The sequence below is a fragment of the Pseudomonas qingdaonensis genome, assembly GCF_018398475.1.
In the GTDB taxonomy this organism is placed as follows: Bacteria; Pseudomonadota; Gammaproteobacteria; order Pseudomonadales; family Pseudomonadaceae; genus Aquipseudomonas; species Aquipseudomonas palmensis.
The window spans coordinates 623,092-645,805 of the sequence record NZ_CP074676.1 but is presented as its reverse complement, the minus strand read 5'-3'; the positions used below and the strand labels follow the sequence as shown (position 1 = coordinate 645,805).

Below are 22,714 nucleotides of genomic sequence, written 5' to 3'. Positions count from 1 at the left end.
GGGTCAAGCCCGCTCCCACAGGGATTACTGCGACCCTTGTGGGAGCGGGCTTGACCCGCGATGGGGCCTGACTAGCGCCCCAGAATCACCATGTCACCCGGGCTCTCGCCCACCGCCTGCCAGTTGGGCCGGTACATCGACTCCACCTGCACCGGCGGCACGCGGTAGGTGCCCGGCGTGACCGCACGGGCCAGGTACAGCAGGTGCGTCACGCCGTACGGGTCGACGTTCATCGCCGCCACGTAGCGGTCATCGCGAAACTCCTGGTGCACCACGTTGGCGTTCTGCATCGCTTCACGCCATTCCTTCACTGCACTGCTGGCGTTGTCCAGGCTGGCCGCACTTTGCGCCAGGTTCTGGTTTTCCAGCTCCAGGCCCGCCGGCAGCAGGTCGACGATCAGCGCGTCCGGCACCCGCTCGTTGGCGCGGATACCAATGTGCACCAGCACCAGGTCGCCACTCTTGAGCGACTTGATGTTCAGTGCCCGGCCATTCATGCCCAGGTACTCGCGGTAGATGCTCATGTTGGTGCCCACCGCACGGGGTGCGAAGCGCGGGTAACCCGACACGGTCAACTGCTGGTACACGGTCTTGTCGCTGGTGTTGGTCACGGTCAGCGGCGAGGCCAGCAACGGCCCCTCCAGCTTGAGCCCGGCCTGGGTCGGGCCCAGGTCGCGTAGCTCGCCCGCGCTGTCCAGGCGTGCACTCCAGCGGCCTTCAGGCTGCTTGAGCATGCCACGCCCGGCCATGAACAGCGCATTGCGTTCCTGGGTGGACAGGTACGAGCTGCTGGCCATCTTGTCCGACAGCTCGAACAGCCGCTGGTCGAGCTGGTCGGTGGCCAGCTTGTTCTCTTCGAGCAGGGCCAGGATCAGCGCCTCGTCACGTACCGGGCTGCCATAGTCGCTCAGCCACACGTCCTGGCGCTTGACCGCCAGGCCCGCCTGCAGGGCCTGCGCCGAGCGCGGCTTGTCGCCCATCTTGTCCAGTGCGATCGACAGCTGTACCAGCGGCAGGCCCGAGCGTGCATCGGCGCGGCGCTCGAACAGGCTGCGCAGGGCACCCAGCGGGGCCTGCTGGGTACGCGCCAGCACCAGCGCCGCATACGCCTGTACCGCGAAGCGGCTGTGCTCGGCGTTGCTGGTGTAGTACGGCTCGATCAGGTTGCGTTCCTGCAGGTAGCGCAGCAGGCGTTCGTTGGCCTTTTTCAGCGCCTCGGGCGGCACCGCATAGCCTTGCTCGCGGGCACGCTGCAGGAAGTCGGTGACATAGGCGGTCAGCCAGTACTCCTCGCTGTCGTCCGCGCTCCACAGGCCGAAGCTACCGTTGTAGCGCTGCATGCCGAGCAGGTGCTCGATGCCCATCTCGATCTTGCGCTGGCGCACCTTGGGCTCTTCACCCTTGATGCCCAGGCGCTTGAGCGTCTCGGCATCGGCGTACAGCGACGGGTACAGCCCGCTGGTGGTCTGCTCCAGGCAGCCATAGGGGTAGGCCTCGAGGGCACGGATCTGCTCGGCGATGTTCAGCGGCGGGCGGCTCGACAGCGACAGCATCGCCTCCAGGCCCTGGGGTTCGAACGCGGCCAGGTCCTCGGCGGGCAAGGTCCATGGCTGGTCCTTGAGCGCGGCGCGGTAGTGCCTGAGCTGCGCCGGGTAGGCCGGGCGAATGCCCAGGGTCCACTCGCGGGTGAAGGCGGTGTTCGGTTCGCCCGGCAGCACCAGGCCGCTGACCTGCACCTTGACCTTGCCCTGGCCCAGGCCACCCACGGCCTGCACGCCCAGCAGCGAGGTCACGCGCTGGCCGTCACGCAGGCTCAGTGGCTGCTCGGACGGGGTCAGCAGGTTCAACTGGCCCTCGGTGGTCACCTTGACCGTGAACTTCTGCGCCTTGCCCGACAGGTTGGACAGGTCCAGCGCCAGCTCGGTACGGTCGCCGCCGGCCAGAAAACGCGGGGCCGACAGTTCGGCGATCAGCGGCGCGGCGACCACGGTCTTGGCCTCGGCCATGCCGAAGCGCTCGTCGGTCCAGGCCTGGGCCATCACCCGAAGCTCGCCGTTGAAGTCGGGGATGTCCACCGTCGCCTGACCTTCGCCCTTGGCGTCCAGGGTCACCGGGGCGCTCTGCAGGGCCACGATGGTCACACTGGTGCTGGGACGCTTGCCGCCCTTGGCCATGGCTGCGTCACCGCCGAATGCCAGGCTGGCCAGGCGGCCCTGCCCGGCTTCGATCAGCTGGCCGTAGATATCCAGCTGGTCGGCGCCGTAGGCCTTGCGGCCGAACATGCCGGTGAACGGGTCGGGGGTGGCGTAGCTGGTGATGTTGAGAATGCCCACGTCCACCGCAGCCAGCAGCACCTGCACCTGCTTGGGGATGCTGCCATCGGCATTGCGCGCCTGCACCTTGACGGTGAGCGGCTGCTTGGGACGCATCTTTTCCGGGGCCTTGAGGGTCAGCGCCAGCTTGCGCTCGGCGCGATCCAGCGGCAGGTGCAGCACGCCCACGGCACGTTTGGGCGTGGCATTGGCCTTGCGCTCGCCGGGGCGGATCACCAGGGCGCTGACGTACAGGTCGTGGCGGGCCCATTTGGGGTCGAGCTTGACCGCGTAGGTCTTGCCTTCGGCAGGCACGTCGATTTCTTCCCACCACAGCGGGCCGTCATTGCCCTCGACGATCAGGTAGCCCTTGCCGGCAGCCGGCGGGGTCACGGTGATCTGCGCGGTGGCGCCATCGGCGTAGGCCGGCTTGTCCAGCGCCAGCTTGACCTGGTCGGGGCGCACGGCGCCGCCGTCGGTGTTGTCCTGGGCACGCCAGCCAGCCCAGAAGCGCACGCTGCTGGTCACGCCGGTGCTCGGGTCTTCGACCTCGACACGGTACGGGCCCCATTCCACCGGGAAGCTCAGCTTGGCAGTGCTGCCGGCCTTGATGCTGACCGGCTGCTCGGACTGCAGCAGGAATTTCTCGTTGTAGTTGTAATCCCAGCCATCGCTGGAGGAATAGTTCCAGTAGTAGTCGCGGCGCTCCTGAATCAGGCGCACCTTGAGGTTGTCGGCGGCCAGTTTGTGGCCATCACGGTCGGCCATCAGCAGTTCGAACTCGACCGGGGTGTTGCCGTCGACTTCTTCACCGTCGAACAGCCCACGCAGGCCGGGCATGCGCTCGGCCGGCCAGATCGGCTGCTCCAGGCGCCGGGTGATCGGCCGGCCACCGGACTCCTGCAGGCTGGCCTGCACGCTCAGTTGCAGCGGCGAATGCGCCTCGGACCAGCGGCTTTCGATCTGCAGCGTGGCATCGCCCGACGCGTCCAGGGTGGTTTCGTCCAGTTCCAGGTCGTGGCTCAGGTCTTCCTCGGTGATCGAGCCGAACTGATAGCCCGGCAAGGCCGGCACCGCTTCGCGCAGCGGGCGCACGTAGGCCTGGCCGCTGAGGCGGTTGCCCGAGGCCGGGGCGCCGTAGAGGTAGCGGCCATTGACATGGATTTCAGCGGTTTCGCCCGGGCTCAGCGGGGTCGCGCTGCCCTTGAGTTCCAGGGCCAGGCGCTCGGGCATGAAGTCTTCGACAAGGAACTCGAACACCTGCTTCTTGCCGCCGCCCAGGTCGAACACCAGCTGCCAGCGCCCGGTCGGGGCTTCGCTGGCCAGTTGCAACTGGTACTGGTAGAAGCCGTTGGCATCGGCCTCCCACACGAACTTGCGGCTGACCTGTTCATCCGGACGACGCACCTCGACACTGACCGGCTGGGCTTTCACCGGCTTGCCGTCCTGGTCGCGCAGCAGGCCGTTGAGCAGCACGGTTTCACCCGGGCGATAGAGGTCGCGCGGGCCGAACACGAAAAACTGCAGCGGGTTGGCCTGCGGCCCGGTCAGCGCGAATTCGGAGAGGTCGAGCGCGGCGCTGTTCAGGCGCAGCAAGGTGGTGTGCACGCCCTGCTTGGCCAGCAGTACATCGGCCTTGGGCGGCATCGGCAATTGCGCATGGCCATCGCCGTCGGTCTTGGCCTGGGCCAGCAGCTTGCCTTCCCGGTCGAGCAGTTCGAGGTTGACCCCGTCCAGGGCCTTGCCGCCGTCCAGCGCCTGGGTGAACACGTCCAGGCGGTTGGTGTAGCGATGCGCCGACAGCCCGATGTCACTCAGGGTGAACAGGGTGGCCGGCTGCGAATAGTTGTAGCGGCCCGAGGCGCGCATCACCGCCAGGTACACCCCAGGTTCCTGCAACGGCTTGATCCCGGCAATCGGTAGCAACAGGGTTTCGCGGGTGTTGCGCACCGGGTTCAGGTCGAAGCGGCCGGCATACACCAGGTCGGCCTTGCTCAACAGCTCTTCGGAGTTGTAGTACTCGAGCGAGGTGTTGCGGCCCCAGCTGGCCAGGAAGCTGGACATCGACTCGGGCTTGATGCGGAAGAACTCGACGTCCACCTTGTCGATGTTCAGCGCGATCACCGGCAGGCCTTCGGCCAGGCGCGTGGGCAGCAGCGAGCCGCGGCTGGCGAAGCCCACGGTGGGCTGCATGTCGCGGGTTTCGAGGCGGCTGACGTACTCGCTGGGGAGCTTCTTGCCGTTCACCCCGAGCAGGCCGGCATCCACGGTCAGCACCAGCTTGCGCTGCGGCTCCAGGTGGCGCAGGCGCAGCTCCATCTGGTTTTCGCTGAGCTCCCACGCGCCGTCGAGCTTGCCCCGGGTGGTGTCCACCAGGTGCACGCGCTCGGCAAGGTTCTGGTCCTTGTCCAACGGCACCGAGAAGGTCACCGACAAGGCGCTGGCACCGTCGACTTGCACTTCGGAAACGTCTACCACCGTCAGCTCGCGACCGGCGTAGCGCTCGCCCAGGCTCGCCTGGGTGGGCGCCGGGGTCGCCGCCGGGGCCGGTGCAGCTGCGGGCGCGGCCGGTTCGGCGGGGGCCGGCGCCGGGGCTACCGGGGCGGCCTGTTCCGTTGGCGCGGGGGCCGGGGCCGGTTTATCAGTAGACGAGTCGCAAGCACTGAGCAGCGCCATGGCGCACGCCAGCCACAATCCTTTGTTGAGCATGGAGGGTAACTCTTCCGGTAGCAGGGTCTGAGACGAGCACTATATAGCAAGCTCGCGGGCATCGCTGATCGAGGCGCCCGGCGTGAGACAGCGTTCACCAGTTTTAGTGCCGGGGGCGGCTACAATGCCGGTTCTCAAGGAGCCTGCATGTCCCGACTACTCAGCGACTGGCGCGACCGCCCGACCCACCACAGGGTCTGGGCGCTGGCCGCGCCGATGATTCTTTCCAACATTTCCGTGCCCATGGTGGCGCTGGTGGACAGCGCCGTGATCGGCCACCTGCCCCACGCGCACCAGCTCGGCGCCGTGGCGGTGGGCGCCAGCCTGTATACCTTCCTGGCGTTTCTGATGGGCTTCCTGCGCATGGGCTCCACCGGCTTTGCCGCCCAGGCGGCCGGGCGCGCCGACGGCGCCGCGCTGCGCCAGGTGCTGGTGCAGGGGCTGCTGCTGGCGTTGCTGTTCGCCGTGCTGCTGGGGGCACTGGCGATTCCCTTCAGCCACCTGGCACTGGGCCTGATGCAACCGAGTGCCGCGCTGCAGGAAAACACCCTGGCGTTCTTCCACACGCGCTTGCTCGGCCTGCCGGCAGCGCTGGCCAGCTTTGCCCTGGTGGGGTGGTTTCTGGGTACGCAGAACGCCCGTGCCCCGCTGGCGATCCTGCTGACCACCAACCTGCTCAACATCGTGCTCAACCTGTGGTTCGTGCTGGGGCTGGACTGGGGTGTGCTGGGCTCGGCGCGGGCGTCGGTGATCGCCGAATGGTCGGCCGCGCTGCTCGGCCTGGCGCTCACGCGCCCGGCCCTGCGCGCCTACCCCGGGCAGGTGGCCTGGGCGCTGCTCAGGCGCTGGCAGAGCTGGCGCCCGCTGCTGAGCGTGAACCGCGACATCTTCATTCGCAGCCTGGCGTTGCAGGGGGTGTTCTTCCTGATCACCGTGCAGGGTGCGCGCCTGGGCGAGGCGACGGTGGCGGCCAATGCGCTGCTGCTCAACGGCCTGCTGCTGACCGCGTATGCACTGGACGGCCTGGCGCATGCGGTGGAGGCACTGTGCGGGCATGCGATCGGCGCCGGGGACCGCGGCGCATTGCGCCGTTCGATGACGGTGGCGTGTGGCTGGTCGTTGATCGTCAGCCTGGGGTTTGCCGGGGTGTTCCTGCTGGGCGGGCACTGGTTCATCCAGTTGCAGACGGATATCCCCAGCGTGCGCGAGACGGCGTTCGAGTACCTGCCATACCTGGCGCTGCTGCCACTGGTGGCGGTGTGGAGCTACCTGCTCGACGGGTTGTTCATCGGCGCGACAAGGGCACGGGAGATGCGCAACGGCATGCTGCTGAGCGTGGCGATAGCACTGCCGTTCGCCTATGCGGCCAGCGGGCTGGGCAACCACGGGCTGTGGCTGGGCTTTCTGCTGTTCATGGGGCTGCGGGCGGTGACGCTGGGGGTGATGGGGTGGCGGTTGCAGCGGCGTGACGGGTGGTTTGTGGTGTAAGTGCCGGCCCTATCGCGGGTCAAGCCCGCTCCCACAGGTACTGCATCAGCTTCAAGGATGATGAAAAACCTGTGGGAGCGGGCTTGACCCGCGATTACGGTCAGGAGGACAGGTAGGACGAGCGGGTCAGCCCGAGGCGCAAGGCATCCAGGAACTGGGTACGCTCACGCGCCGTGATCTTCGCGCTGGCGCATTTGTCGCGGTAGTGGGTCATCAGCTCTTCGGGCGACAGGTGCACGTAGCGCAGCATGTCCTCGATGGTGTCGTGGGTCTCGATGCCGGCGTGGTACACGCTGCCGTTGGGGTTCTGGTAGATGTTCACCGAGTCGGTGTCACCGAACAGGTTGTGCATGTCCCCGAGGATTTCCTGGTACGCGCCCACCAGGAAGATCCCCAGCAGGTAGTCCTCGCCCTCGTTGATGGCGTGTACCGGCAGGCTGGTCTCGATGCTCTGCTCGTCGACGTACTGGTTGATCTTGCCGTCCGAGTCGCAGGTCAGGTCCTGCAGCACCGCACGGCGCAGCGGCTCTTCGCCCAGGCGATGCAGCGGCAGGATCGGCAGCACCTGGCCGATGGCCCAGGTGTCGGGCAGGCTCTGGAACACCGAGAAGTTGCAGATGTACTTGTCGGCCAGCTTGTCGTTGAGCTCGTCCAGCACCTGGCGGTGCGAGCGCTGGCGCGCCTTGAGCGAGTTGTGCAACCGGCGGCACACGGCAAAGTAGCACTGCTCGGCCAGGGCCTTCTGCGCGAGGGTGATCTTGCCGTCGGCGTATTGCGCGGCCACGTCGCTCATGTAGTGGGTGGCACGCCAGTAGGTCTCGGTGACCATCTCGATGTCGGTCGGGCCCAGCAGGTCGGCCAGCCACTGCACGGTTTCGGGCAGGCTCTGCTTGTCCTCGATCTCGGGTACTTCGTCGTTGTGCTTCTCGACGTCGGTTACCTGCACCACCAGCATCGCGTGGTGCGCGGTCAGCGCGCGGCCGCTCTCGGAGAAGATGTGCGGGTGCGGCAGGCCCTGCGCGTCGCAGAACTCCTTGAGCATGCCCACCACCACGCCGGCGTAGTCGTCCATGTCGTAGTTGATCGAGCTGGCATTGCGCGAGTGGGTGCCGTCGTAGTCCACGCCCAGGCCGCCGCCCACGTCGATGTGGTCCACTGGCAGGCCCAGCGCACGCAGCTCGCCGTAGTAGCGGATGGCTTCCTTGAAGCCGTGCTGGTAGTCCGCCAGGTTGGCGATCTGCGAGCCCATGTGAAAGTGCAGCAGGCGAATGCCCTGGTCCAGGCCGGCATCGCGAAAGCGCTGCACTACCGAAATCAGCTGCGCAGCCGACAGGCCGAACTTGGACTTCTCGCCGCCGGTATCGGCCCACTTGCTCGAAGCCAGCGACGACAGGCGCACGCGCAGGCCGACCTGCGGCTTGACCTTGAGGTCGGCGGCTTCCTCGATCACCAGTGCCACTTCGGATTCTTTCTCGATCACGATGAACACGTTGTGACCCAGTTTCTGCCCCATCAGCGCCAGGCGGATGAACTCGCGGTCCTTGTAGCCGTTGCAGACGATGGTGCCGCCCTTGGGCGCCAGCGCCAGCACCGCCAGCAGCTCGGGCTTGGAGCCGGCCTCAAGGCCGATGGACACGTTCTGCGTGGCGATGATGTTCTCCACCACCGCTTCCTGCTGGTTGACCTTGATCGGGTACAGCGCGGTGTACTGGCTCTGGTACTCCAGGCGCGCGATGTTGGCGTCGAATGCGCCGGTCAGCTGGCGCACGCGGTGTTGCAGGATGTCGGGGAAACGTACCAGCAGCGGCAGCGACAGGCCGCTCTGGCGCAGCTCGTCGACCTGCTCGTACAGGTCGATCGGCGCACTGTCCGGCCCGTTGGGGCGTACTTCGACGCGCCCGGCCTCGTTGATCGCGAAGTAACCCGCGCCCCAATGGCGAATGCCGTAAACACTGCGGCTGTCGGCCACGGTCCATTGGCTGCCATCGTCTTTGCGTGTGCGTCGTACGGACATCGAAGTCCCCTATAAAGAAAGTCGTGAACACCGGCCAGGGCGTGCTGGCCAGTGTAGAAAATGAAGATGACGATTCTCCCTGTTCAGGCATAGACCCCTGCCCAGGGAACGAGTTTAGAAGTGCTGCAGGAAAAACCTCGCAGCGGCCATCAGCCGCCGGACTTTTTCGCCTTGAAGCCTTGCTTGATCAGCTCGGCCAGCAACAACTCGACGTGGTCGCCCTGGATCTCGATGACGCCGTCTTTCAACGCGCCGCCCGTACCACAACGCCGCTTGAGCGTGGTGGCCAGTTCCTTGAGTTGATCCAGGGGGAGCGGTACGCCACTGATGGTGGTCACCGTCTTGCCGCCACGGCCTTTGCTTTCACGACGCACACGGGCAATGCCGTCGCCTTCGGGGATGAGTGTCTGCTTGCAGATGCAGGCATCGACGGGTTTGCTGCAGTCCGGGCAATGCCGGCCTGCATCGGTGGAGAACACCAGGCCACCGAGGGCGGCGAATGATGCGGCTTTCTTGGCCACTTTTGATCCTCTGCGTTGAGGACAAAAACTGGTCGATGCCCCGGGGCGAGGTACCGACCGCGAAGCCCCACTCTGGCAGGGGCAGCGCACCTGCCGCGGCAAGCCGTGGCAGGGTGAAAAGGCCGCGCAGTGTAACCACAATTGCGCCGAATGCTAAGTGCAAAACTGCGCCATTTTGCTTGGCTTTCGCGACGTCAGCCGCGCCGCGCCACGAAACGGTTCAGCGCCGCCAGTGAGTCGGGGCAGTAGGGGGTGCTCAGGCTGTCGTCCAGGGCTGCCTGCAAGGGCATGAAGCGGGCCTGGCTGACCTCCTCGGGCTGCAGGCGCAAAGGCCCGTCCCAGACCGCCGAGAACACCGCGCACCAGAGCCGGTTGCCAGGCTGGTCGAAGAAGAAGCGCTCGTGGAAGCTCAGCGACACGCCGCTCACCCCCAGCTCCTCGGCCAGCTCGCGCGCGGCGCAGCGCTCGTAGCTTTCGTGCTCGTCGACCATGCCGCCGGCGGCCACATCCCAATAGCCGGGGTAGATCGCCTTGCTCAGGGTGCGCTGGTGCACGCACAGCTCGCCGGCACTGTTGAACAGCAGGATGTAGGTGCCCCGCCCGATCAGCCCCTGCTCGCGCAGCTCGGCCCGCGGCTTGGCGCCGAGCAGGTTGTCCTGCTCGTCGACCCAGGCGATGCGCTCGGCATCCGAGGCGGCGCGGTGCGCCGCCTCGCTCTGGCTGAACAGCATCAGCCCTGGGACAGCAGCTGGCGCAGGTCGATCACTGCGGCGTTGGCGCGGGAAATGTAGTTGGCCATCACCAGCGAGTGGTTGGCCCACATGCCGAAGCCGCTGCCGTTGAGTACCATCGGGCTCCACAGCGGCTCCTGCGAGGCTTCCAGCTCACGGATGATCTGGCGCACGCTGACGGTGGCGTTCTTCTTGGCCAGCACGTCGGCGAAGTCGACCTCGATGGCGCGCAGCAGGTGCGACAGCGCCCAGGCCTGGCCACGGGCTTCATAGAACACGTTGTCGATCTGCAGCCACGGCGTCTCGACCACTTCCTCGTCCAGCTGCGGCACCTGGCCCGGCACCACCGATTCGGTCTTGAGGGTGGTGTTGAGCTTGACCCGGCCCACGCTAGCCGACAGGCGCTGGGACAGCGAGCCCAGGCGCGTGGCCACATCGCCCAGCCAGTTGTTGAGGTTGTCGGCACGGGTGTAGAACAGCGCGCCCTGCTGGTCGGGCGAAGCCAGGCGCTTCTGGTAGCGGTTCAGTGAATTGATGCCTTCCTGGTACTCCGACTCGCTCGACGGCAGGATCCAGCTCTTGTTGTCGAAGTTGAAGCGCGGCTCGGCCTTGGCAAGGTCGGCGTCTTCGGCCGACTGCGACTGCGAACGGGCGAAGTCCTTGCGCAGGGCACGGCTGAGGTCACGTACCTGCACCAGCACGCCATATTCCCAGCTGGGCATGTTGTCCATCCACAGGCCCGGCGGGAAGCGGTCGTTGGAGATGTAGCCGCCTGGCTTGTCGAGCAGGGTGGCAACCACGGTCTTGAGGGTTTCGACAGTGGTGTAGCCGACGACCATCTGCTGGCCGTTGCGCTCGGCGGCGGCCTGGGCGTTCTGCTGCACCGGGAACAGGTCGGGCTCCTGGCTCCAGTACCAGCCCAGGGCGATGGTCACCAGCAGGTACAGACCGATCAGGGTGCCCAGCGCCCGGCTGAACAACAGCCCGCCGAAGTAGCTGCGGGTGCCCGAGCCACGGGCGTCCACCCGCTCGCGTGCCTCGGCTTTGCCTGTACGGTTTTTCCAGTCCAGCATGGCGTTGTCCTTTCTGTCAGGTCGTGTCCAGGGTTCGACCGCGCGGCCCCCGCTTCGTGCCCACGCCGGCCAGCATTGTGTGCCAGCGTGCGCGGCCGGGGCGCCAGCCAAGCCTGCACTATAAATCAAGCGCGCCGCTTCGCATAAGTGACTAACGGGTCAGGAAAGGAATTTAGCGCCACCCCAGTTAATTGATGCAGCACACTCGATTGCCGGAAAAGTGGTGCTAGCATAGAGCCATCACTCGAATTGCCTCACCCCTTACAAGTAGTCAGGACATGACCGAGCCAGAAGACCCGAATCGTGCGCGCCTCAAGCAACACTTTGCCCAGCGGGTCATTCACCAGGCCCGGCAAATTCTCGAGATCTGGCAGCGCCTGCAGCGCAGCGAGTGGACCAGTTGCGACCTGAGCGAGCTGGGCGAGGCCAACCTGCGCCTGCAGCGCTACGCCGAACGCTTCGAGCAGCCCGAGCACAGCCTGCTGGCCGATGCCATCGGCCAGACCCTGGCGGCGGTGGAGGCCAACAGCGCGCGCCTGAGCAGCAGCCTGATCAACGAACTCAACCGCCTGATGCAGCGCCTGTCGCGTACCGGGCTGCGCCAGGGCGACCAGCTCGAGCGCACCCCGCTGCCGCCGCTGCGCAAGCCCATCTACGTGATGCTGCAGGACCACGAGCGCGCCGAGCGCCTGGCCAAGCAGCTGGAGTTCTTCGGCCTGGGGGTCGAGCCGCTGTACAGCCCCGAGGCGTTCCAGGCCTCGATGGCCGAGCGCCTGCCGGCGGCGATCGTCATGGATGTCGACTTCGGCGGCCAGGGCCAGGGCCTGCAGCTGGCCGCCCAGGCCCAGCAGGGCCTGGAGCAGCGCGTGCCGCTGCTGTTCTTCAGCCTGCACGAAACCGACACCCCCACCCGGCTTGCCGCGGTACGCGCCGGCGGCCAGGAATTTCTCACCGGTACCCTGGAGGCCTCCAGCCTGCTGGAAAAGGTCGAGCTGCTCACCAGCGTGACCCAGTACGAACCGTTCAAGGTGCTGGTGATCGACGACTCGCGTGCCCAGGCACTGCACACCGAGCGCCTGCTCAACAATGCCGGCATCGTCACCCGCACCCTCACCGATCCGATCCAGACCATGGCCGAGCTGGCCGACTTTCAGCCCGACCTGATCATCCTCGACATGTACATGCCCGCCTGCACCGGCACCGAGCTGGCCAAGGTGATCCGCCACAACGACCGCTATGTGAGCGTGCCGATCATCTACCTGTCGGCCGAGGACGACCTGGACAAGCAGCTCGATGCCATGAGCGAGGGTGGCGACGACTTCCTCACCAAGCCGATCCGTTCGCGCCACCTGATCACCACCGTGCGCAACCGTGCGGCCAGGGCGCGCAACCTCAAGGCGCGCATGGTGCGCGACAGCCTCACCGGGCTGTACAACCACACGCACATCCTGCAACTGCTCGAAGACTGCAGCTTCCGGGCGCGGCGCGAAGACCGCCCGCTGAGCTTTGCCATGCTCGACATCGACCACTTCAAGAAGGTCAACGACAGCCACGGCCACCCCATGGGCGACCGGGTGATCAAGAGCCTGGCGCTGTTTCTCAAGCAGCGCCTGCGCAAGACCGACTTCATCGGCCGTTATGGCGGCGAAGAGTTCGCCATCGTGATGCCCAACACCGACCTGCATGCGGCGCACAAGGTGCTGGACGAGATTCGCCGGCGCTTTGCCGAGATCCACTACCCGGCGCAGCCGCGTGACCTGTCGTGCACCTTCAGTGCCGGGGTGGTGCAACTGAGCGACGGGCTGGATGCGCTGAGCATGGCCACCGCAGCGGACGAGGCGCTGTACCTGGCCAAGGGTGCGGGGCGCAACTGCGTACAGCGGGTCGAGGCCTGAGCCTTTTCGCCAGCAACCCGGCCCGTGTAGGAGCCGGCGTTGCCGGCGAAAGGGCCACCATATAGCCACTTTATTTCGCAACACCCCTGCCAGCGTCATAACCACGTCATAAAAACGCAATAACTTCAGGCGCTTGCCATCCCGCCGTTGGTAGAGCCCGCTCATGCGCCTGAAGTTGCTGACCAATCTGAACACCCTGCTGCTGGTAACCGTGTGCCTGGCCCTGGGGGCGACCCTGTGGTGGTCGCAACGTGCCCTGGAACAGCCCTACCTGTTGATGGAGCGTTACCTGGCGCTGTCCCAGCAGTTCCAGAACCAGGTGGCCCGCAACACCCAGGATTACCTGAACAGTGGCGATGCCCTGCGCCACGCCACCGCCCTGCAGAGCACCCAGGACCTGCAACAGGAACTGGCCCAACTGCCCGATGGGCTGGCCGCGCAACTGCGCCCCAGCCTCGACACCCTGCAGGCATTCACCGCCAATGAGCTGCTGGCCGCCGGCAAGCTCGCCGGCGACCCCCAGGCCCTGTTGCTGCAGGCCGAACGCGAACTGGGCGCCAACCTCGAACAACTCGCCCGCTACGCCCACGACAGCGGCCACCCCGAGGCGGCGCACTACCAGTCGGCACTGCTGGAAGCCAGCCTGCACCTGGGCCGCCTGTCGCTGGCGCGTGACAAGCTGGTGAGCAGCGGGCGCAGCGAGCTGGCCGACGAGGTGGAGCGCGAACTGCAACTGATCATCACCCAGGCCAAAGCCCTCGACGCCCTGCCATTGCTGGGCGTGACCGCGGCGGTGGAATCCGGCGCCGACGACTTCGCCGCGATGATGGGCCTGCAGAGCGAGGCCACCACCAGCGCCGAAGACGTCGGCGTGGCCCTCAAGCGCGAACTGGGCAGTTTGCTGGCGCGCTACCCGGCAGAACTGCAACGCACCCGCGCGCAGATCGAGCGCCGCACCGAACTGGCCACCACCACCCAGGCGCGCATGGCCGCCGTGCAGCAGGCCATCGCCGACCTGGAACCGGGGGTGCGCGCGCAGCATGGGCAGATCCAGGGCGAAGTGCGGGTGATCCAGGGCCTGATGATCGGGTTGATCCTGCTGATCGCCCTGCTCATCGACACCTTGCAGCGGCGCCTGGCGCGGGTGCTGGGCAACCTGGCGCCGGCGCTCTCGCAGTGGGCCGGCGGCGACTTCAGCCAGGCCATTGCGCTGGGACGCAGCAACCGCGAAATGCACGACATCCAGGACTCGCTCAACCGCCTGCGTGCCTACCTGGTAGACCTGGTGGGCACCATCCGCAGCAACGCCGAGCAGGTGGCCGGCAGCAGCCACGCCCTGGCCGGCATGAGCAGCGCGCTGCACGACGGTGCCGAGCGCCAGGCCGGCGACACCGCGCAGATCCGCGATGCGCTGGGCGAACTGGAGGCCACCATCACCCAGGTGGCCGGCGATGCCAGCCAGGCCGCCGACGCCAGCCGCCACGCGGGGCTGGCGGTGGAACAGGGCCAGGCGGTGATCGGCCAGAGCCTGAGCGGGCTGCGCCTGCTGGTGGACGAGGTACAGGGCAATGCACAGATGATCGAGGGCCTGGCCCAGGAGTCGGCGACCATTGGCGGCGTGCTCACGGTGATCCGCTCGATTGCCGAACAGACCAACCTGCTGGCCCTGAATGCGGCCATCGAGGCGGCAAGGGCCGGCGAGATGGGCCGCGGCTTTGCCGTGGTGGCCGAGGAGGTGCGTTCGCTGGCCCAGCGCACCACCGGAGCCACCGGCGAAATCCAGACCCTGATCGCGCGCCTGCAGCAGGCGGCACGCGAATCGGTGGAAGGCATGCGCGCGCAGCTGGAGCACGCCGAGGCCACTGCCCAGCAGGCGCAGTCTGCCGATGGAGCGCTGGACGAGATTGTCGCGGCGATCCAGACCATTGCGCAGACCGCCGTACGCATCGCCGACGTGACCGCGCAGCAGAGCGGTGCGGTGAGCGAGATTCGCGACCATAGCGAACGGATCCACGAACTGGGCGCGGACAACCTGGAGCGCATTGGCGAGGGGCGCGAGCAGGGTGAGCATCTGCTGCGCCTGGGCGGGGAGCTGAACACCGCCGTGCAGGCGTTCCGGGTCTGATCCAGGGGACTCTCGCGGGTCAAGCCCGCTCCCACAGGTATGCATCCTGATTGAGCCAGATGCATTGTCTGTGGGAGCGGGCTTGACCCGCGATGGGTTCAACTCGATTGCTCCTGCTCAAACTCCGTTATCATTGCCCCCACGTTCCCCCCAGCGAGACCGCTCATGCGTCGCCTGCTTTGCCTCCTGCTTCTGGTCCTGGCCCTGCCCGCCATGGGCGCCGGGCTGCTCGACAACCGCCCCAGCGCCACCCTCGGCGCACCGGGCCTGAACAACAGCGCCGACTTCCTGCCCGTGCGCGAAGCCTTCAAGCTCAACCTGATCCAGGGCGACGCCCAGGCCATCAAGCTGCGCTTCGTCACCACCGAGGGTTACTACCTCTATCGCCACCGCTTCCAGTTCCGTACCGAACCTGCCGACATCGCCCTGGGCACCGCGCAGCTACCTGCCGGCGAGGCCAAGCACGACGAGTACTTCGGCGACGTCGAGGTGTACCACGGCATCCTCGACATCGACCTGCCACGCACTGCCGACCAGCGCCCCTTCACCCTGGTGGTGAGCTATCAGGGCTGCGCCGACAAGGGCCTGTGCTACCCGCCGGAAACAGAGCGCCTGAGCATCGACGGCGTCGGCGCCGCGTCCACCGCCGCCGCCCCGGCCAGCAGCAACGCCTGGAGCTGGAAGGAAATGCTGCTGTTCTTTCTTGCCGGCGTCGGCCTGACCTTCACCCCGTGCGTGCTGCCGATGCTGCCGATCCTTTCCGGGGTGGTGCTGCGTGGCCAGGTCGGCGGCGGTCGCGGCCTGGCCCTGTCGCTGGCCTACGTGCTGCCGATGGCCGCCTGCTTCGCCCTGCTCGGCGCGCTGATGGGCCTGTTCGGCGCCCAGCTCAACTTGCAGGCACGCCTGCAATCGGCCTGGGTGCTGGTGCCCTTCGCGGCATTCTTCGTGGTATTCGCCCTGGCCATGTTCGGCCTGTTCGAACTGAAGCTGCCGCAGTTCATCAGCAGCCGCCTGGACCGCGTGGCCGGGCAGACCAAGGGTGGCTCGCTGCTGGGCGCCGCCGTACTCGGGGTGGTTTCCAGCCTGCTGGTCTCGCCCTGCGTGTCGGCGCCACTGGCCGGTGCGCTGCTTTATATAAGCGCCAGCGGCGATGCCATCGGCGGGGCGCTGAAACTCTTCGCGCTGGGCCTGGGCATGGGCGCGCCGCTGCTGCTGGTGGCCACCGGCGGTGCGGCCTGGCTGCCCAAAAGCGGGCCGTGGCTGGTCACGGTGAAGAACGCCATCGGCGTGCTGCTGCTGGGCCTGGCCATCGGCCTGCTCAGCCGCGTGCTGCCCGGCCCGCTCACCCTGCTGCTGATCGGCCTGCTTGCAGCCGGCGTGGCGCTGTTCCTCGGCGCCCTGGAATTCGGCGTGAAGACCACCGGCCAGCGCCTGGCGCAGCTGCTCGGCCTGTTGCTGCTGGCCTACGCGCTGGCCTGCTGGTACGGCGCCTTCAGTGGCCAGGCCGACCCGCTGCGGCCACTCCCCGCCCCCGCCAGCACCCCCTCGGCCGCACCGGTCAGCGCCTGGCAGACGGTGAACACCCCCGCCGCCCTGGATGGCCTGCTGGCCGAAGCCAGGGCGGCCGGGCAACCGCTGCTGCTGGACTGGTACGCCGACTGGTGCATCAGTTGCAAGGTGATCGAGCATGACGTGCTCGGCGATCCGGCCGTGCAGGCGCAACTGCAGGGTTACCGCCTGGTACGGTTCGACATCACCGAAAGCAACGCCGAGCAACGCGCGCTGCTGGACCGCTACCAGCTGTTCGGCCCGCCGGGCTTCCTGGTGTTTGCCGCGAACGGCAGCGAAAAAACCGACAGCAGGGTGATAGGCGAGGTAAAAGCCGGCGAATTTGCCGAACACCTGGCGCGCATTCGCAGCGAAGTGGGTCTATAACTGCTGGGGCCGCTTGAAAAGCGCCACGGATGACCGAAATTGGCAAGATAGTCATAAATTTCGCGCGAATCTCGGTCATCGTGCTGGCTATTGCAGGTAACTGGACAGTGCTCGGCAGTTTGCGGCATAGTCGCCGCGCTACGTTTTTGCCCGACAATAAAAGGAACCGCAGATGGCAACGCTACTGGTGCTGCATGGCCCCAACCTGAACCTGCTAGGCACCCGCGAACCGGGCGTCTACGGGGCCGTGACCCTGGCCCAGATCAACCAGGACCTGGAGCAGCGTGCACGCGCCGCCGGCCACCATCTGCAATACCTGCAAAGCAATGCCGAGTACGAACTGATCGATCGCATCCACGCCGCACGCAACGAAGGGGTGGACTTCATCCTGATCAATCCGGCGGCTTTCACGCACACAAGCGTCGCATTACGTGACGCATTGCTGGCGGTGAGCATCCCATTCATCGAAGTGCATCTGTCCAACGTGCACAAGCGCGAGCCGTTTCGCCACCACTCCTACTTTTCAGACGTCGCCGTAGGGGTGATCTGCGGCCTGGGCGCCACCGGCTATCGCCTGGCCCTGGAGTCCGCCCTGGAACACCTGGCAGCGCACGCCAAACCCTGAATAACCGAAGCCTGGCCGCAGGCCGGGCCGTGTACGAACGTTAACATTCACGTTTATACGACCCTGACCGACCCTTGGGAGTTGATGATTAATGGATATCCGTAAAGTCAAGAAACTGATCGAACTGCTGGAAGAGTCTGGCATCGACGAGCTGGAGATCAAGGAAGGCGAAGAGTCCGTCCGTATCAGCCGCCACAGCAAGACCCCGGCCCAGCAGTACTACGCGCCAGCCCCGATGGCTGCCGCACCGGCCGCCGCCCCTGTGGCCGCCGCTGCCCCGGCTGCCGCCGAAGCGCCAGCCGCGCCGAAGCTCAACGGCACCGTGGCCCGCTCGCCAATGGTCGGTACCTTCTACCGCAAAGCCTCGCCTACCTCGCCTGCCTTCGTCGAAGTCGGCCAGACCGTGAAGAAAGGCGACACCCTGTGCATCGTCGAAGCCATGAAAATGATGAACCACATCGAAGCTGAAACCAGCGGTGTGATCGAATCCATTCTGGTAGAAGACGGCCAGCCGGTTGAGTACGACCAGCCGCTGTTCACCATCGTTTGAACCGCGGAGAACCAACGATGCCAGCCAAGTTGGAAAAAGTCCTGATCGCCAACCGCGGGGAAATTGCCCTGCGGATCCTGCGCGCCTGCAAAGAGATGGGCATCAAGACCGTCGCCGTGCACTCCACCGCCGACCGCGAGCTGATGCACCTGGGCCTGGCCGACGAATCGGTATGCATTGGCCCGGCTTCGGCCACCCACTCCTACCTGCACATCCCGGCGATCATCGCAGCCGCTGAAGTGACCGGCGCCACCGCCATTCACCCAGGCTACGGTTTCCTCGCGGAAAACGCCGATTTCGCCGAGCAGGTCGAGAACTCCGGCTTCGCCTTCATCGGCCCCAAGGCCGACACCATCCGCCTGATGGGCGACAAGGTGTCGGCCAAGGACGCGATGATCAAGGCCGGCGTACCGACCGTTCCGGGTTCCGACGGCCCGCTGCCGGAAGACGAGGAAGAAGCCCTGCGCATCGGCCGTGAAGTCGGCTACCCGGTGATCATCAAGGCCGCCGGTGGCGGTGGTGGTCGCGGCATGCGCGTGGTGCACAAGGAAGAGGACCTGATCGCCTCGGCCAAGCTGACCCGCAGCGAAGCCGGCGCCGCCTTCGGCAACCCGATGGTGTACCTGGAGAAGTTCCTGACCAACCCGCGTCACGTGGAAGTCCAGGTACTGTCCGACGGCCAGGGCAACGCCGTGCACCTGGGTGACCGCGACTGCTCGCTGCAGCGCCGCCACCAGAAGGTGCTGGAAGAAGCGCCAGCCCCGGGCATCGACGAAAAGGCCCGCCAGGAAGTCTTCGCCCGCTGCGTCAAGGCGTGCATCGACATCGGCTACCGTGGTGCCGGCACCTTCGAGTTCCTCTACGAGAACGGCGCGTTCTACTTCATCGAAATGAACACCCGTGTTCAGGTGGAGCACCCGGTTTCGGAGATGGTCACCGGTATCGACATCGTCAAGGAGATGCTCAGCATCGCCGCTGGCAACAAGCTGTCGTTCACCCAGGATGACGTGGTGATTCGCGGTCACTCGCTGGAGTGCCGGATCAACGCCGAAGACCCGAAGAAGTTCATTCCGAGCCCGGGTACCGTCAAGCATTTCCACGCACCGGGCGGCAACGGCGTTCGCGTCGACTCGCACCTGTACAGTGGCTATGCGGTACCGCCGAACTACGACTCGCTGATCGGCAAGCTGATCACCTACGGCAAGGACCGTGACGAAGCCATGGCGCGCATGCGCAATGCGCTGGACGAGATCGTCGTCGACGGCATCAAGACCAACATCCCGCTGCACCGCGAACTGGTGCGCGATGAAGGTTTCTGCAAAGGTGGCGTGAACATTCACTACCTGGAACACAAGCTCGCCAACGACGAGTGATGCAGGTGTGATGTGAAAAAGACCCCGGCCTGGTGCCGGGGTCTTTTTTTTGGACTGCGGTACGCCCATCGCGGGTCAAGCCCGCTCCCACAGGAACGCCATTGATCTCAGGATCACCGCCGTACCGGTGGGAGCGGGCTTGACCCGCGATGAATGCGCCGCCTAGTCCCGCCCCATGCGCGGCATCTCGATGCCATGCGCATGCACCCGCCGGTACAAGGTGGCCCGCGAAATACCCAGCGCCTTGGCCGCCTCCCCCGGTTTCCAGCGATGGCGTACCAGCGCCTCCAGCAGCACCTGGCGCTGCGGGCTCATGCTGGCCTGCACCTGGCCCTGCACCTGCGCCCCGCGCACATCCGCCGGCAGGTCCTGCAACTGCAGCGTGCCACCGGCGCACACCGCGCAGGCGTAACGCAGCACCTGGCGCAACTGGCGCAGGTTACCCGGCCAGCGATACCCCAGCAGGCACTCCAGCGCTGCCTCGCTCAAGCCCACGTCCACCCCGCAACCGGCCGCCTCCTCGGCCAGCAAGCGATTGATCAAGGCCAGCCGGTCACTGCGCTCGCGCAGCGGCGGCAGCTCGAAGCGCGCATTGGCCAGACGAAAGTACAGGTCTTCGCGAAAGCGCCCGTCGGCCACCCGCGCCGCCAGGTCGCGGTGCGTGGCGCAGATCACCTGGATATCCACACGCTCGCGCCTGGCCGCACCCAGCGGCGCCACCTCGCCTTCGGCCAGCACCCGCAGCAGGCGGGTCTGCAAGGCCAGCGGCATGTCGCCGATCTCGTCGAGAAACAGCGTGCCGCCATCGGCCTGCTGCAGCAGCCCGCGCATGCCCTTGCTGGAGGCCCCGGTAAACGCCCCGGCCACATAGCCGAACAGCTCGCTCTCGATCAGGCTCTCGGGAATCGCCGCGCAGTTGAGCGCCACGAACGGCTTGCCGGCCCGCGCGCTGCGTTCATGCAGCTGACGCGCGAACACCTCCTTGCCCGCACCGGTCTCGCCCAACACCAGCACCGCCAGGTTGCAGTTCTTGACCCGCACCGCCAGGCGCAGGCTTTCCTCCACCCGTGCATCCACCCCGCCCGGCACCGGCACCACCCGCGCCGGACGCTGTGGCGAGCTGACCCGCACATGTAGCGCATCGCCATCGGCGCGCCAGCTCAGGCGCTGGGCCGACTCGTCGGTCACCGCGCGCAACTGGTCCAGGTCGAACAGCTGGCCGATATGCGCCGGCAGCTCGCCGTAGCGCGAGAGCAATGCCGAGCGCGCCAGGCTGTTGAGCGCCTGCAGGCGTCCGTCGGCATCCCAGGCCAGCAGAAAGTCCGGCTGGCTGTCCACATACCCCGGCGCGCTGTGCGCCCGCAGCACCCAATGCGCCTGGGCGTTGTGCATGAAAAACGCGTTCTCGATCTCCCGCGCGGTCTGCACCACCAGTTGGCGGATCAGGTGCTGGCTGCGCCGGTCGTCCGGCGACTGCAGCGCCGACACGTCGACCACCCCCAGCAGCTTGCCCTGCGGGTCGAACACCGGCGCCGCCGAGCAGGTCAGGCCGATGAACGCGGCGCGAAAGTGATCGCGCTTGTGCACCGTGACCGGCACCTGGCTGGTCAGTACCGCCGCCACCCCGCAGGTGCCCTCCTCGCCTTCCGACCAGCAGGTGCCCAGGTACAGGCCGGCCTTGCGGCAGTCGTTGCGCAGCGCGGCGTCGACGCGGTAGTCGATGGTGCGACCCTGCGCGTCGGTCAGCAGCACGCAGTAGTCGGCACCGCGCACCCGCTCGTGCAGGCGCGCCACCGCATCACTGGCAATGCGCATGAACAGCTCGGCGCGTTCGCGGCATTCGTTGAGCAGGGTTTGCGACAGGATGCGCGGCCCTTGCTGCGAGGAAGGGTCGAGGCGGTGCTGCTCCATCGAGCGGCGCCAGGAGTCGAGGATCAACGGCGGTACCGGCGCCTGGGGCTGGCGGTCGGCATTCTTGAGCACACGGCTGACACAGTCGACGTGGGCTCTGGAGTTCGCGGCAAGCATGGGGCCTCCGGTTCTCGTGTTCTTGTCGTTATGCGGCCCATTAAGCGCCGTTTGCCAGGCCCCGACAAGCACCGCCTGGGCAAGCGGCGCCGTGAGACGCAGCGTCTCGGCGTCTCGCCGCGGCGCTGCCCGCACTGCAACGCAGCGTCTTGCCGACACCCCGCGAGTACGCCCCTGCAATGCTGCACAAAGGCTCTGGATCAAGCCTTTCACCCAACCTGGCACCACCCTTGCTCCAGCCCTGGTACACAAGAACCAGAGGTGCGCCATGAGCCATCCCGCCCCCACCGTGGGCATCATCGTCAACCCGGCCTCGGGCCGCGACCTGCGCAGGCTTACCGCCAGCGCCGGCCTGTACTCCAGCACCGACAAGGCCTCGGCCGTGCAACGCCTGCTGGCCGCCTTCGCCGCCACCGGCATCCGGCGCGTGCTGCTGCCGCCGGACATGACCGGCATCGCCGCCGCCGTGCTCAAGGCCAGCAACGGCCCGCAGGCCGCCGGCCAGCGCTGGCCGCAACTGGACATCCTCGACATGCCGCTGCACCAGACCGTGGAGGACACCCGCCTGGCCGCGCGCCAGATGCTCGCCCGCGGGGTCGCACTGATCGCCGTGCTCGGCGGCGACGGCACCCATAAGGCGGTGGCCGCCGAGGTCGGCGACATTCCGCTGCTGACCCTTTCCACCGGTACCAACAACGCCTTCCCCGAATTGCGCGAGGCCACCAGCGCCGGGCTGGCCGGCGGGCTGTTCGCCGCCGGGCGCATCCCGGCCCAGGTGGGCCTGCGCCGCAACAAGCGCCTGCTGGTGCGCGACCCGGCGCGGGAGCTGTGCGAATGGGCGCTGGTGGAAGTCGCGGTGTCGCCGCAGCGCTTCATCGGCGCCCGCGCCCTGAGCCGCGCCGAAGACCTTGCCGAAGTCTTCGCCACCTTCGCCGAACCCCATGCCATCGGCCTCTCGGCGCTGTGCGGGCTGTGGTGCCCGGTGTCGCGCCACGCCGCCGAAGGCGCCTGGGTGCGTTTGAACGGCCAGGCCGAACAGGCGCTGCTGGCGCCGCTGGCCCCTGGCCTGGTGCAAGGCTGCGGCATCACGGCCGCCGGCCCGCTGGCACCGGGCGTCGCCTACTCCCTGAGCCTGTCCAGCGGCACCCTGGCGCTGGACGGCGAGCGCGAGATCGAGTTCAGCGAGCACGACCGCCCCACCGTCACCCTCGACGCCCACGGACCCCTGAGCATCGACGTGGAGGCCGTACTGGCCTTCGCCGCCCGCCATCGCCTGCTGGCGGTAGGCCGCGAACACCCGCAACACCCTGCGCACCCTCAGTGCTGAGACAACCC

Annotated in this window: 14 protein-coding genes; 8 read left to right on the top strand and 6 right to left on the bottom strand. The window is 66.9% G+C overall.

Annotated elements, in window-relative coordinates:
- Nucleotides 1-71 precede the first annotated feature (71 nt).
- Nucleotides 72-5,021: an alpha-2-macroglobulin family protein gene (locus KH389_RS02940; RefSeq protein WP_054916713.1), complete on the bottom strand. Its 4,950-nt coding sequence runs from the start codon at nucleotides 5,019-5,021 to the stop codon at nucleotides 72-74.
- A 147-nt stretch (nucleotides 5,022-5,168) separates the two neighbouring features.
- Here KH389_RS02940 and KH389_RS02935 point away from each other — a divergent pair, with 147 nt between their 5' ends.
- Nucleotides 5,169-6,509, top strand: coding sequence for an MATE family efflux transporter (locus tag KH389_RS02935; protein WP_054916714.1), 1,341 nt, complete (start codon nucleotides 5,169-5,171; stop codon nucleotides 6,507-6,509).
- A gap of 100 nt (nucleotides 6,510-6,609) precedes the next feature.
- On the opposite strand, the gene speA is transcribed toward KH389_RS02935, so the two are convergent.
- The 4 genes from speA to KH389_RS02915 all read right to left on the bottom strand — a co-directional run bounded on the left by speA (nucleotide 6,610) and on the right by KH389_RS02915 (nucleotide 10,848).
- The gene (gene speA / locus KH389_RS02930) at nucleotides 6,610-8,523 is read right to left on the bottom strand and encodes an arginine decarboxylase (protein ID WP_043860454.1); all 1,914 of its coding nucleotides are present in this window, start codon (nucleotides 8,521-8,523) and stop codon (nucleotides 6,610-6,612) included.
- Between the two features lie 149 nt (nucleotides 8,524-8,672).
- Nucleotides 8,673-9,044, bottom strand: a complete 372-nt coding sequence (locus KH389_RS02925) for a translation initiation factor Sui1 (protein WP_043860455.1) — start codon at nucleotides 9,042-9,044, stop codon at nucleotides 8,673-8,675.
- A 194-nt stretch (nucleotides 9,045-9,238) separates the two neighbouring features.
- A complete protein-coding gene (locus KH389_RS02920; protein WP_043860456.1) occupies nucleotides 9,239-9,775 on the bottom strand; it encodes an NUDIX hydrolase in 537 nt (178 codons plus the stop codon).
- Complete coding sequence (locus KH389_RS02915; protein WP_043860457.1) at nucleotides 9,775-10,848, bottom strand: DUF2333 family protein; 1,074 nt, start codon at nucleotides 10,846-10,848, stop codon at nucleotides 9,775-9,777. Before KH389_RS02915 ends, KH389_RS02920 begins: the two co-directional genes overlap by 1 nt.
- 278 nt (nucleotides 10,849-11,126) lie before the next feature.
- Here KH389_RS02915 and KH389_RS02910 point away from each other — a divergent pair, with 278 nt between their 5' ends.
- The 6 genes from KH389_RS02910 to accC all read left to right on the top strand — a co-directional run bounded on the left by KH389_RS02910 (nucleotide 11,127) and on the right by accC (nucleotide 19,351).
- Complete coding sequence (locus KH389_RS02910) at nucleotides 11,127-12,743, top strand: response regulator (RefSeq protein WP_043860458.1); 1,617 nt, start codon at nucleotides 11,127-11,129, stop codon at nucleotides 12,741-12,743.
- A gap of 163 nt (nucleotides 12,744-12,906) precedes the next feature.
- Nucleotides 12,907-14,868: a methyl-accepting chemotaxis protein gene (locus KH389_RS02905; RefSeq protein ID WP_213606856.1), complete on the top strand. Its 1,962-nt coding sequence runs from the start codon at nucleotides 12,907-12,909 to the stop codon at nucleotides 14,866-14,868.
- 165 nt (nucleotides 14,869-15,033) lie between these two features.
- A complete protein-coding gene (locus tag KH389_RS02900; RefSeq protein ID WP_104572965.1) occupies nucleotides 15,034-16,803 on the top strand; it encodes a protein-disulfide reductase DsbD in 1,770 nt (589 codons plus the stop codon).
- A 172-nt stretch (nucleotides 16,804-16,975) separates the two neighbouring features.
- Nucleotides 16,976-17,428 (top strand): type II 3-dehydroquinate dehydratase, encoded by a 453-nt coding sequence (aroQ, locus tag KH389_RS02895; protein ID WP_043860461.1) that lies wholly within the window; start codon nucleotides 16,976-16,978, stop codon nucleotides 17,426-17,428.
- 91 nt (nucleotides 17,429-17,519) lie between these two features.
- Entirely contained in the window at nucleotides 17,520-17,978 is a 459-nt protein-coding gene (gene accB, locus KH389_RS02890) for an acetyl-CoA carboxylase biotin carboxyl carrier protein (RefSeq protein WP_043860462.1), read from the top strand.
- 17 nt (nucleotides 17,979-17,995) lie between these two features.
- Nucleotides 17,996-19,351: an acetyl-CoA carboxylase biotin carboxylase subunit gene (gene accC, locus KH389_RS02885; protein ID WP_043860463.1), complete on the top strand. Its 1,356-nt coding sequence runs from the start codon at nucleotides 17,996-17,998 to the stop codon at nucleotides 19,349-19,351.
- 162 nt (nucleotides 19,352-19,513) lie between these two features.
- On the opposite strand, the gene KH389_RS02880 is transcribed toward accC, so the two are convergent.
- Nucleotides 19,514-21,379, bottom strand: a complete 1,866-nt coding sequence (locus KH389_RS02880; RefSeq protein ID WP_213606855.1) for a sigma-54-dependent Fis family transcriptional regulator — start codon at nucleotides 21,377-21,379, stop codon at nucleotides 19,514-19,516.
- Nucleotides 21,380-21,647: 268 nt separating this feature from the next.
- Here KH389_RS02880 and KH389_RS02875 point away from each other — a divergent pair, with 268 nt between their 5' ends.
- Nucleotides 21,648-22,706: an ATP-NAD kinase family protein gene (locus tag KH389_RS02875; protein ID WP_088514168.1), complete on the top strand. Its 1,059-nt coding sequence runs from the start codon at nucleotides 21,648-21,650 to the stop codon at nucleotides 22,704-22,706.
- Nucleotides 22,707-22,714 lie beyond the last annotated feature (8 nt).